The following is a 12,310-nucleotide window of genomic DNA, read 5'->3' as shown; positions in this document are numbered from 1 at the left end:
CTGCGTTGGCCGCAATGCCAAGCCGGCACTGGCGGCATCCAGCAAGCCGTTGCGCGCGCAAGCGCCTAGAATGGCCGGCCATTCCCAGCGTCGAGAACACCGTGTCCCGCAATTCCAAGGCCAAGCGCGACAAGCGCAAGAAGACCCAACCCAAGCGTCCGATCGTCCGTCTGGGCCAGGCGCCCCAGGTCACCAACCACGCCGTGCTGCAGGATGCAGACGGCCGCGTGGTCGCTGCGATCGGTCTGCAGGGTGGCAGCGAGTGGATGCTGTCGATCGGCGGCCAGACCATGGGCAGCGCCGACAACCCGGTGCCGATGCTGGCCATGCTCAAACACCTGGCCAATCTGCAGGAGAAGGAAGGCAAGACCATCTCGCTGGAATACTCCACCCAGCTGCAGCAGATGATCGACGACCTGGCCGCCGAAGACGGCAAGACCGCCGAGGAATACCTGACCACGCTGGTGTCCGAGTTCGAGAACAGCGACGCCGGTGACGATGCCGAGGGCGACGAAGACGACGCGACCGACGCCAGCGCCGATGCGAACGACGCCCCGGTCACTGCTGAAGCCACTTCCGACGCCGATGCAGAGACAGACACTGCCGCCGCCGACAGCGCGCCCGACGATACCGACGACAGCACCGACGGCAGCAAGAAAAAGAAGAGCAAAAAGGCCTAAGGCTTCTCGGTGGCCGTCTACGTCGACGATGCGGTGCACCTATGGCGCGATCAGCGCTGGGCGCACCTGCTCGGCGATACGCTGGAGGAGCTGCATGCCATGGCGGCGCGGTTGGGCATTCCCCGCCGCGCCTTTCAGAACAAACTCAGCGGCGCGCACTACGACGTGCCAGCCCCGCTACGCGCCGAAGCGATCGCGCTCGGTGCCATCGCCATTTCCCGCCATACCGACCGCGCCTTGCTCAAGGCGTTGATCGCCAATGCGCGAGCGCAAGCGCGCGGCGAGCACGCATAAGCGGCGCCTGCGACGCTGACAGGCGGCATCCCGTCACCCGCGTCGGCCGAACTGCCGGCCCGCCAATCAAACTCTCGCGTCGCAATGAAAGACATACATTGCGTGCCGCGCGCGTGTGTGGTGTTGTACGACACCGTCGGCCCGTCACCATTGCACGTGGCTTGGGAGAGGTGTCTTGTCCATCCGTGCTTTCTCCACCGATGCTGTCTCTCTGTTGTCCGTCGCCGTTCTGGAGGACGACGCGCTGTTGCGCGAGGATATCCTCATCCCTGGGTTGCGCGAGTTCGGCTTTCGCGTCAGCGGCGCCGGGACCGCTGGCGAACTGTATCGGCTGATGCTGCAACAGGCCTTCGATCTGGTGGTGCTCGATCTCGGCCTTCCCGACGAAAGCGGACTGAGTGTGGTGACGCACCTGCGCTCGTTGTTCGCCGGGCTTGGCATCGTCGTGCTGACCGGCAATCGCGGTCGCAACGACCACGTCCGCGCCTTGCACGGCGGTGCCGACGCCTTCCTGCGCAAACCGGCCGATCCGGAAATCCTCGCACTGACCTTGCGCAACCTGGCACAGCGTCTGCGCACGGCCAACATCAGCGTCACCGCGCCCAGGCAAGCCTGGCGACTGCAATCAGACGGCTGGTGCCTGTTGGCGCCGGACGGCACGGTCATGGTGCTGACCGCGTTGGAGCGCTGCCTGATGCGCTGCCTGGATGCGCAGCGTGGCCAGGCGATCGAGCGCGAGACCTTGGTATCGGCATTGGAAGCCACCGCCGGCGACTTCGACTTGCACCGGCTGGAAATGCTGATCCATCGTCTGCGGCGCAAGGCCGCACGCATCGCCAGCGATCAGACACCGGCACTGCCGCTGCTGTCCTCGCGCGGCATGGGCTACCTGCTGGCCGACTGAGCCGGCGCTGCCGCCAGCGGCAATTGCAGGCACAGACACGCCCCGCCTTGCGGCCCATTGCTCGCCGTCACCTGGCCACCGGCCGCAGCGATGATGCCTTGCACCACCGACAAGCCCAGCCCGGTGCCCTTGCCGACCGGCTTGGTGGTGTAGAACGGCTCGAGGATGCGCGCCAGCAGATGCGGTGCAATGCCCGGACCGGTATCGCAGAAGCGCAAGCACACCGTGGCCTCGCGCAACTCTCCCTCGATGCGGAACACGCCCTTCCCTTCCATTGCATCGCGTGCGTTGGCGGCGATGTTGAGCAACACCAATTCGAGATCATCGCGATCCATCAGTACCCACAGCGACGGCCCGGCCGCGAGGCACTCCAGCCGGATCTCGTGCCCGAATAACTGGCGCAATGTGGGTTCGGCATCGCGCAGTGCGACGCGGGCATCGAACAGGGTCGGCAGGCCGGGTTCGGCGCGGCCGAAGTTGAGGATGCGTCGGCTGACAGTCAACGCACGTCGCGAGGCGGTCTCGATGTTTTCCAGCGTCTTGAGCAGTGGCGCTTCGCCGTAGCCCTCCAGCGCATCGCGCCGTTGCGCATAGCCGATGATCACGTTGATCAGATTATCGAAATCGTGCGCGACCCCAGCCGCCAGACGCCCGAGCGCCTCCATTTTCTGGGTGTGGATCAGCTGCTCCTGCACGCGTTCGCGCTCGGCCATTTCCTGCAGCAGACGGCGATTGAGCTGCTCCAGTTCGCATCGGCGTTGCTCTGATTCAAGCAAGCTGTCGCGCAATGCGGCGATGGTGCGATCCAGGATCAGGGTGATCAGCAGATAGGCGCCGACGGTCACCAGGCCTAAGCCGATGTTGCCGCGCACCGAGCGCCAGGGCACCGGCCAGATCACCTGTGCGAGCATGCCCAGCAACGCAGCGGCCGCCAGCAACAGGAACACCCGCCAGAGTGCGCGACTCCCCAGCACCATGCCGGCGAGCACCAGCGCCAGCAAGGGCATGGGGTTGGTCAGCAGGTCGTAAATGTCCACCCGCACATAGGTGACCAACACGCCGATCAACGTCGCGGCCACGTAGGTCCGCACCGCTCCTGCATTGTCGCCGCGCCGCACTCGCCACACGCCCATCGCCGCGCCTGCCGCGGTGAGCACGCTACCCACCAGGGCAAACAACAGGTCCGTGTGGCTCAGCAAGCGCGCCGCGCCAGCCACGTAGAAAAACAGGCCGATGTCGCCGGCGGTATAGAGCACGATCGCCGCCAGCAGCACTTGCAGGAACGCCGCATGCCGCTGATCGCTGGCACTGGCAGACGTCGGTGACTGCAAACAGCGCAAAAAAACGGAGATGAATTTCACAGAACTGGCAATAGGCAACCTCGACAACTTCGGATGCTCACATCCGTGGTGAGTGGATGCAATCGTCGTTTGGTGACAGCCCCCAGGTGGCGTGACAAATTTTTGACGCACTTCGCGCACGCCGACAGAACTCCGCATCGACAGGGGGATGCCTTGGAGTTTGGTCTGCGCCAGTTGCTCCGCCCACCACGTCCTGGGGACACCGATGAGCCTTCTGCCTGACCATGTACCGGGCCAGCACCGCGCCCGCCTCGCCGCTTTCCGCCCCGTTGGTAGCACTGCCTGCATCGCACCACCACCGCGGCGGTCGCTCACGCGCGCCATCGTCACGGTTCTGGTAGTGGCGGGTGGTCTCTCTGCTGCACACGCCGCCACCCCGGCGCCAGGGGCCGCAAGCCCGACCAGCCAGGCAAGCACCGCCGACAACACGGCCCAGGACGACGCCACGGCGCCACCAGACGCGGCCGACGATATCGGCAAGCATCTGCAGATCGTCGGTGGCAGCGACCCGTCCGAAGACGTCGGCGCGTTCGCCGGCGAGCCTTATGCGGTGGCCATCGGCGAGGCCAGTAATGCGCTCGGCGAAGGCGGCATTGCACTGGGTTCCGGTGCCACGGTGACGGCCAAGAACGCCATCGCCACCGGCTACGCAGCGTCAGCGAGCGGCGAATCGGCCGTCGCCATCGGCGGCACCACCCAGGTATTCGACTACAACGATGCCGGCGAGATCATCGGCAGTCACCAGGATTCCACCGAGGCCAGCGGGTTCGGCGCGGTGGCGCTGGGTGGCGGCGCCAAGGCCACCGCGGCGCTGTCTACTGCAGTGGGGAGCGGCAGCGAAGCACGCAATGTGCAAAGCACGGCGCTGGGCTACCGCGCCCGCGCGTTCGAAGACGGAGCAACTGCGGTCGGCGGCTTGGCGGTTGCCTCGGGCTATCTGTCGACTGCCAACGGCTACTTCGCCCGCGCCACCGGCACCAGTAGCGTAGCGATCGGCAACACCGCCCTGGCCAGCGGGATCGACAGCGTGGCCATCGGCGGCGTCAGCACTGCCGCGGCGTCGGCAGGCAACAGCAGCAGCCTCACCGCGGCCACCGGTGTCGGTAGCGTCGCGCTGGGTGCGGGTGCAGTGACGCAATCCGATTACGCAATCGCCATCGGCTACAACTCCAACGTGTTCCCCAATCTGCCGGGCAACACCGATTCCGTGGCGATCGGCCACAGCGCCGGTTCGTTCGCCCCCAACACGGTCTCGTTGGGCGCGTATGCCTTGGCATCGGACCAGGACGGGATCGCCGTGGGTCACAACAGCTGGGCCTTGACCGCCAACAGCGTGGTCCTGGGCTCGGGCGCCGTCAGCTCCTGGTACAACCCCAACAGCACCGCGCTGGGTGCGGCCACCCGCACAGACGGCGTCGATGCCACCTCGATCGGCTATGGCGCCAAGGTCGGCAACTGGGTGGACGATGCCTGGAACCGCGCTCCGGTCAGCGCGGTGGCGCTGGGCGCCTTCTCGCACGCAACCCGCAGCTACAGCGTGGCGGTGGGCGATGTGGCATCCGGGCTGACACGGCAGATCACCAGCGTAGCGGCCGGCACCGAAGCCACCGATGCGGTCAACAAGGGCCAGCTCGATGCATTGGCGGCAGATGTGCAGTCCACCAGCGGCATGTTGCAGGCCACCGGCGAGGGCACTGCCAGCGCGATCGGCGAGCGCAGCACGGCGGCCGGTGCCGGCGCTTCGGCCAGCGGAGCGCGCAGCGTGGCGGTGGCGGCAGGCAGTCGTGCCAGCGCCGCCGGCGCCAGCGCACTGGGCGTGGACAGCAGCGCCAGCGGCGTAAACAGCACGGCGATGGGGCGGCAGACCAATGCCACCGGCGAGAACGCGCTGTCGCTGGGCTACAACAGCTTCGTGCGCCAGAGCGGCGTCAACGGCGTGGCCTTGGGTGCCAATGCCGGTGCCAGCGGAGCCGATTCGGTGGCGCTGGGCTCGGGGTCGCGTACCTACGAGGCCAATACGGTCTCGGTGGGCAGCGGCAACGGTCGCGGTGGTCCGGCGACGCGGCGCATCGTCAATCTAGGCGCCGGCGCGATCGCCGACGGCAGCAGCGAGGCGATCAACGGCGGACAGTTGTTCCAGTCGCTGAGCAATGCCGCCAGTTTCCTGGGCGGTGGCGCAGCCATCGGCGCACAGGGCGTATTCGTTGCGCCGAGCTACGTGATCCAGGGTGCCAGCTACAACAATGTCGGTGCCGCACTGACCGCGCTGGACAGCAAGGTCAGCGAGCTGGGTGGGCGCATGGGTGGCACGCCGCTGTTGCGGACGGCCGCGTTGCGCAGTGCCGGCGTGTCGGCAGTACTGGCGCCTGCAACCTCCGCGGTTGCGACAGCCGAGGGTAGCGATAGCGAGCTGCAAGGCACTCCGACGCCGGCGGTCGCCAGCACCAGCACGGTGGCCGCCACGTCCACGGCGATGGGCACCGCGGCGGTGGCCAACGATGCCACCGGCACGGCGATCGGCGGCAACGCCTACGCGCACGGCCCCAACGACACCGCGATCGGCAGCAATGCGCGCGTCAATGCCGATGGCAGCACCGCAGTCGGCGCCAACACGCAGATTGCTGCAGTGGCGACCAATGCGGTGGCGATGGGCGAGGGCGCACAGGTCAGCGCGGCGTCAGCCACGGCAATTGGGCAGGGCGCGCGTGCCACCGCGCAAGGCGCCGTCGCATTGGGCCAAGGTTCGGTCGCCGACCGCTCCAACACGGTCTCGGTGGGTAGCGCCGGCGCCGAGCGGCAGATCATCAACGTAGCCGCCGGTCGTTCCGATACCGACGCGGCCAACGTCGCCCAGGTCTCTTCGGGCGACGCACGTACGTTGAGTTCGGCCAATAGTTATACCGACAGCCGCGTCTCGGCCCTAAGCGACAGTTTCAGCCAGCTGCACGACGACAGCATGCGCCGCTTCCAGAACATGGATCGCCGCATCGACCGCCTCGGCGCGATGAGCGCGGCGATGCTCAACATGGCCAGCAATGCGGCCGGCACGCAGAGCGAACGTGGACGCATCTCCGTCGGCGCAGGCTTCCAGAGCAGCGAGCGTGCGCTGTCGATCGGCTATGCCCGCAAGATCGGCGAGCGCGGCTCCTTCAGCCTGGGTGGCGCCTTCAGCGGCAGCGACTCCTCCGCCGGCCTGGGCTTCGGTGTGGACTTGTGAGCCTGTCCGCACGCACCGCCATCCCCTTTCTCCTTGGAATTCCGCCCATGAACACTGCCCCTCCGCCGCTCCGGACGCTGTTGCTGAGCGCCCTCCTCGCCACCGCCCCCTTCCAGCTGCATGCAGCCAACGATCTGCTGGAACAACGTGGCCTGGTCGACAGCCCGGCGCCTGCCGGCTCCCCCGCGGCCGGCCGCCTCATCGTCAAGTACAAACCGACCATCGGCTCCAACGCGCTGCGCGAGTCCATCCTGTCGTCGGCCGCACGCCGCGCCAACGTGCTGCCTCTCAGCAGTAATGCCGCCCGTAGCGCGCCGATGGCCGCGCGCGTCCTGCGCACCACCGGCACCGGCGCCAGCGTGATGCGCCTGACCGGCCACCTGACTGCTGCCGAGCAGACCAAGCTACTGACCGCACTGCGTGCCGATCCGGCCGTCGAATACGCGCAATTCGATCGGATGATGCAGCCGGTACTCGACCGGGTCGGGTCGGCCGCACTGCCGGCACAGGCGCGTGCAACGGCGCAGGCCACCGATCCGGCAGTGCCCAACGACAAGCTCTACACCCAGTATCAATGGCATATGCAGGACAGCACGGGCGGAATCCGCGCGCCCAAGGCCTGGGAGACCTCCACCGGCAGCGGCGTGGTGGTGGCCGTGATCGATACCGGCATCCTGCCGGACCATCCGGATCTGAAAAACAACGACCACGTCCTGCAGGGCTACGACTTCATCACCAATGCCATCGTGTCCCGTCGCGCCACCGACGATCGGGTGCCCGGCGCGCTCGACTATGGCGATTGGATAGCCGACGGCAACCCCTGTGCGCAAAGTGCGCGCGATAGTTCCTGGCACGGCACCCACACGGCCGGCACGATCGGCGAACTGACCAACAACGGCATTGGCGGCGTTGGCGCCGCACACGACGCCCAGATCCTGCCGATCCGCGTGCTCGGGCAATGCGGCGGCATGACCTCGGATATTGCCGATGCAATCGTATGGGCGTCGGGCGGACACGTCGATGGCGTGCCGAACAATACCCATCCGGCCGAAGTGATCAGCCTGAGCCTGGGGGGCCCCGGCAGTTGCGACAGCAACACGCAGCAAGCGATCAATACGGCCGTCGCCAACGGCACCACGGTCGTGGTGGCCGCCGGCAATGATTCCCTCGATGCGTCGCAATCCACCCCGGCCAGCTGCAGCAACGTGATCACCGTGGGTGCAACCCGCATCACAGGGGGCATTGCGTACTACTCCAACTTCGGATCAGTCGTCGACGTGGCGGGACCAGGTGGTGGCGAGAAGGAGGACACGGGCAACGGCGGTTGGGACGGACTGGTACTGTCGACCGCTTATAGCGGCAAGACCACGCCGACGTCGGGCGAGTACAACTATCGCGGCTATGCCGGAACCTCGATGGCCACGCCGCACGTCGCGGCCGTGGCTGCATTGGTGCAAAGCGCGTTGGCGAGCGCTGGCAAGACACCGCTGAGTCCATCGCAACTGCAGGCGGTCTTGAAGCAGACCGCGCGCACGTTTCCGGTGCCACCGCCGGCAGCGACCCCGATTGGCAGCGGCATCGTCGATGCGACGGCAGCGATGGACTATATCCGCACCAGTTGCAGCGGCAGCAGCTGCAAGCCGGTGACCACCGCACTGAGCAACCGCACGCCGCTCACCGCGCAAACTGCCGGCGTCGACGAGGAGCGTCTGTATAGCTTCACCGCCACCGCGGGGACGCCGTTGAACGTGCTCTCCTACGGCGGCGGCGGCAATGTCGCCCTGTACGTGAAGTTCGGCGCCGAGCCCACCACCAGCAGCTACGACCTGCGTTCGGTCCGTGCCGGCAATGCACAGACCGTGCGCCTGCCGTCGCCACAGGCCGGCACCTACTTCATCAAGCTGGTCGGCGGAGACGCTGGTTTCAGCAATGTGTCCTTGATGGCCCGGCAGTGATCTAGCCGGCATCGCTCCAGCACGGCGGGCATGGAGCAGATCGCGCCATGCCTGCCGTTCGGCAACGTTGTTCTCATCCGCAACCGAGGATTTCGCTATGCAGAAATGTTCTGGATTTCATCGCGTGCCGTTGCATCTGGCCGCCCTCGCCGTTCTTGCCGGCGTCGCCGCACCGGCGATTGCCGCGCCATCGGCCGCGCCGGCTGCGCTTCAGACGGCCGCCCCGCTGGCCCACGTGCCTGCGCAGCTGCGCAGCGCGCGCAAACTCGGTGCGCTGGCACCCAGCACCGCGATCAGCCTGGTGATGACCCTCCCGTTGAAGGACGGCGCAGGCGCCTACGACTATGCAATGCACGTTTCGCATCCAGGCGATGCGCTCTATGGCCACTATCTGACACCGGCGGAATTCACCGCCCGCTTCGGTGCGCGCGAGGACGACGTCGCCGCGATCAAGGCTTTTGCGCAGGCGCATGGCATCCAGGTCAGCAGTGTCGGCGGCGCGGGCTCGCTGATTACCTTGAAGGCACCGGCGGCCACGTTCGCACAGCATCTTGGCGTGACGTTCAATCGCTACCAACGCAGCGACGGCAAGACGTTCTTTTCGGCCGATCGCCAACCGCAATTGCCCAGCGCACTGGCCGGCCATGTCGGCGGCATCGTCGGGCTGCACGACGCCGTCCGCTTCGCACCCCTGGCTATCCACGCACCCACCAATCCGGCGGCACGCGCCGCGATTGCCGAAGAGGGTGCCCGCCGCGGCCGGCCGGACGCGACCCAGGCCACCGGCCACGGCCCCAACGGCGGCCTGAGCCCGCAAGACTTGCGCCGTGCCTATGCCATTCCCGAGCAGCTAGCCCCAGGCAAACTGGAAACGCTGGCGCTGTTCGAGCAAGGCGGCTTCCTGTCCAGCGACATCGCCGCCTACGTCAAACAGTTTGGCTTGCCGAACGTGCCGGTGAAGGTACGCAACGTCAACGGCTACGCCGGTGCAGTCAACAGTTCCGGCGTGGCCGGTGAGGCGGCGCTGGACATCGACATGGCGATCGCCGTGAACCCGCAGTTGCGCCAGATCCAGGTCTACGAGGAAGGCGACGATCCGTTCCCGGTCGCGCTGCTGGCCTCGCTAGGTGCCATGGCCGACGACAACACCGCGCAGACGGTCAGCATCTCCTATGGGATCGACGAGGAATTCATGGGCGACGCTGCGCTGGCCGCAGAAGGCCAGGTGCTGACGCAGATGGTGGCGCAAGGCCAGGGGGTGTATGTCAGTTCGGGCGATCAGGGCGCGTATGGGCGCAGCGGCAGCGGCCTGCATGTCGAAGATCCCGGTAGCCAGCCGCTGGTGACCTCGGTCGGCGGCACGACGTTGTTTACCGGGCGCACTGGCGGCTACGGCAGCGAAGAGGCATGGAACCTGCTTGGCGCGGGCTACGGGGCCACCGGTGGCGGCATCAGCAGCTACTGGCCACTGCCGGACTATCAGCTGATCACCGGCACCGATGGCAAGCCGGTGTCCATCGCTGCAGCGAACCAGGGCTCGTCTGCGCGCCGCAATGTGCCTGACGTGGCCGCCGTCGCCAGCCCCACCACACCGGTGGCGGTCTATTCGGAGTTGGACGGCGGCTGGATCAACGTGGGCGGCACCAGCGTCTCGGCGCCGATCTGGGCCAGCTTCATGTCCATCGCCGATCAGGCGCACCAGGCCGTCGGACTGGGCCGGATCGGCTTCGCCAATCCGTTCCTCTATGAGGATCTCCAGGGCACGGTGTCCTTGGACACCAACGACGTGCTCGATGGCAGCAATGGCAATGCCAACCTGTTCGACGGCGTGGCGGGCTTCAATGCCGGCCAGGGCTACGACAATGTCACCGGCCTGGGCTCGATGCTGCCGTCCTCGCTGCTGCTCGATTCCCTGCTGGAGGTTCATGACGGCAGCACGCCCCCACCGAACCAAGCGCGCGGCGTGCACGCCAGCACGACGGCCACGACCAGCACGGTGCAATGGACCACCACCAACACGGCAACCGGCTATGCGATCGTCGCCCAGGACAACGCCACCGGTGCGTACACCTCCTATGCGGTGTCGCGCGGCACGCGCTACACGCTCGGCGGACTCAAGCCGAACACGTTCTACACGATGTACGTGGTCGCCTTGAACAAGGGTGGAGCAACCGTGGGCTCGCCGGCGATCGTGAAGACCGCCAAGAGCTGACGGACGCAGCAAACGCCGCCCTGGCCATGGCCCGGGCGGCAGTCGTACCCAAGTGACTTAGAGCGGCTAACAAAACGACTTCGTGTCAGCCTACTGCAGGCCGGCTGATCTGCGGCCTGGCTGCAGGGCCCTTGCCCGCCCAGCGTCGCGGGACACGCTGCAAGGACGTCCATGTAAGCGCTTACGCGGCATCCATGCCGCGTAAGGTCCCGCGACGCTGGGCGGGCAAGGACCAGTCGAGATGGTCGGCATGCATGGGTTTAAACACAGCAACCAGCGGAGTCTCTGGTGAGGGCACCGCGCATTCGACCCACTCAGTGTTTGACCTGGATTTCTGACTGCATCCACCAAGATACGACAGACAAAATCATTGCACTCACTGACAGGCGCTCGCTCGCCAGGTTTTTTTAGCTGCTCTTAGAACGGATCGCTGCCCGGGCGCAGATCCGCGCCCAGGATCGCTGCCAGCCGCTGCATGTCCTCATCGTTGCGGCTCAGCGCCATCCAGCCGGCACGGTCATCGCTGCCGGTATCCCAGCACCACAGGGTGTAGCCGTATTCGCGCAGGCGGTCGTAGGCCACCGTCAGCAGCGCGGCGGTATCGTTGGCGGCTAGGAAATCGTCATCGTCGATGTCACCGCCCCAGTCGATCCGCAAGTTCCAACGCGCGGACAATTCGTCGATCGCACTGATCAGCGTTTCGCTGTCGCTGCCATCCACATAGAATCCCGAGCTCCAGTCGATCGCATCCTTCAGCGCCCATAACCACGCATCGCCGTCGGTCTCGCCGGCGCTCTCGCGATAGGCATCGAACTGGCGCAGCGCGGTTTCTTCGTCGCCCGGATTGATCAGCAGCAACAGGTTCCAGACCAGCCCCTGCTGGGTGTCCGGATCGTCGTCGTTGTCGGCGCTCAGGTCATCGGGCTCATCGTAGTCGGCGCTGTTGTCGGGCATCACGGTCTCACGTCCAGGATTGCAAGGCGGAAGTGTGAGGCCTGATGGCGCGCAAGCAAACCGCTTGACGCACGCAACTGCGTCGCCGGGGGCTGGTCTTCACGGCGCAGGCCCGTATCCTGTGCGGCCGAAGACGGCCATCCCGGCCGCCATGACGCCTTTCCCATGAGCGATACCCCTCCCGATCATCTGGCCATCGATGCACGCAGCCCGTTCCACGATGCCGATGCACTCAACCGCGGCATCGGCGTGCGCTTCAACGGTGTCGAACGCGACAACGTGGAGGAGTACTCGGTCAGCGAAGGCTGGATCAAGGTGCAGGTCGGCAAGGCCCGCGACCGTCGCGGCAACCCGATGACGATGAAGATCAAGGGTGAGGTGGTGGCCTACTTCCTGGACACCAAGACCGACGCGAAGCCTGCTGCCGAGTAAGCGCGGCTGACAAACCTACTTCACGTCGTTCTATTGCAGAGCTGCTGAGCGGCGACTTGGCTGCAGGTCCTTTACCCGCCCACCATCGCAGGACACGCCGCAAGTACCTTCGTGTAGCAGCGATGACGCCGCATTAGCAGCTGCTCTGCGACTTGGCTGCAGGGCCCTTGCCCGCCCACCATCGCGGGACACGCCGCAAGTACGTTCGTGTAGCAGCGATGACGCCGCATTAGCAGCTGCTCTGCGACTTGGCTGCAGGGCCCTTGCCCGCCCACCATCGCGGGACACGCCGCAAGTACGT

General features: G+C 66.4%; 9 protein-coding genes. 7 read left to right on the top strand and 2 right to left on the bottom strand.

Annotated elements, in window-relative coordinates; all coding sequences use genetic code 11:
- Positions 1-14 precede the first annotated feature (14 nt).
- The 3 genes from GGR61_RS08850 to GGR61_RS08840 all read left to right on the top strand — a co-directional run bounded on the left by GGR61_RS08850 (position 15) and on the right by GGR61_RS08840 (position 1,878).
- Positions 15-680, top strand: a complete 666-nt coding sequence (locus tag GGR61_RS08850) for a hypothetical protein (RefSeq protein WP_260287320.1) — start codon at positions 15-17, stop codon at positions 678-680.
- 9 nt (positions 681-689) lie between these two features.
- Positions 690-974: a DUF4031 domain-containing protein gene (locus GGR61_RS08845; RefSeq protein ID WP_184409184.1), complete on the top strand. Its 285-nt coding sequence runs from the start codon at positions 690-692 to the stop codon at positions 972-974.
- Between the two features lie 214 nt (positions 975-1,188).
- Positions 1,189-1,878: a response regulator transcription factor gene (locus tag GGR61_RS08840; RefSeq protein WP_184409192.1), complete on the top strand. Its 690-nt coding sequence runs from the start codon at positions 1,189-1,191 to the stop codon at positions 1,876-1,878.
- On the opposite strand, the gene GGR61_RS08835 is transcribed toward GGR61_RS08840, so the two are convergent.
- Entirely contained in the window at positions 1,860-3,239 is a 1,380-nt protein-coding gene (locus tag GGR61_RS08835) for an ATP-binding protein (protein ID WP_184621175.1), read from the bottom strand. The two genes, GGR61_RS08840 and GGR61_RS08835, sit on opposite strands and share 19 nt — an antisense overlap.
- A 205-nt stretch (positions 3,240-3,444) precedes the next feature.
- Between GGR61_RS08835 and GGR61_RS08830 the strand changes: the two genes are divergently transcribed.
- The 3 genes from GGR61_RS08830 (at position 3,445) to GGR61_RS08820 (ending at position 10,623) form a co-directional block, all read left to right on the top strand.
- On the top strand, positions 3,445-6,456 hold the full coding sequence (locus GGR61_RS08830) for an adhesin (RefSeq protein ID WP_184621174.1): 3,012 nt from the start codon (positions 3,445-3,447) through the stop codon (positions 6,454-6,456).
- Between the two features lie 47 nt (positions 6,457-6,503).
- Positions 6,504-8,411, top strand: a complete 1,908-nt coding sequence (locus GGR61_RS08825; protein WP_184621173.1) for a S8 family peptidase — start codon at positions 6,504-6,506, stop codon at positions 8,409-8,411.
- A 97-nt stretch (positions 8,412-8,508) separates the two neighbouring features.
- Positions 8,509-10,623 carry a protease pro-enzyme activation domain-containing protein gene (locus GGR61_RS08820; RefSeq protein ID WP_184621172.1) on the top strand — a complete coding sequence of 705 codons (2,115 nt, stop codon included), beginning with the start codon at positions 8,509-8,511 and terminating at the stop codon, positions 10,621-10,623.
- Positions 10,624-11,040: 417 nt separating this feature from the next.
- Here GGR61_RS08820 and GGR61_RS08815 read toward each other — a convergent pair whose 3' ends face one another.
- Positions 11,041-11,577: a hypothetical protein gene (locus tag GGR61_RS08815; RefSeq protein WP_184409722.1), complete on the bottom strand. Its 537-nt coding sequence runs from the start codon at positions 11,575-11,577 to the stop codon at positions 11,041-11,043.
- Positions 11,578-11,742: 165 nt separating this feature from the next.
- Here GGR61_RS08815 and GGR61_RS08810 point away from each other — a divergent pair, with 165 nt between their 5' ends.
- Positions 11,743-12,009, top strand: coding sequence for a DUF3297 family protein (locus tag GGR61_RS08810; protein WP_184409721.1), 267 nt, complete (start codon positions 11,743-11,745; stop codon positions 12,007-12,009).
- Positions 12,010-12,310: the final 301 nt, after the last annotated feature.

It is taken from the genome of Xanthomonas sp. 3058 (assembly GCF_014199765.1).
Classification (GTDB): Bacteria; Pseudomonadota; Gammaproteobacteria; order Xanthomonadales; family Xanthomonadaceae; genus Xanthomonas; species Xanthomonas campestris_B.
This window is presented reverse-complemented; position numbering and strand designations above follow the sequence as displayed.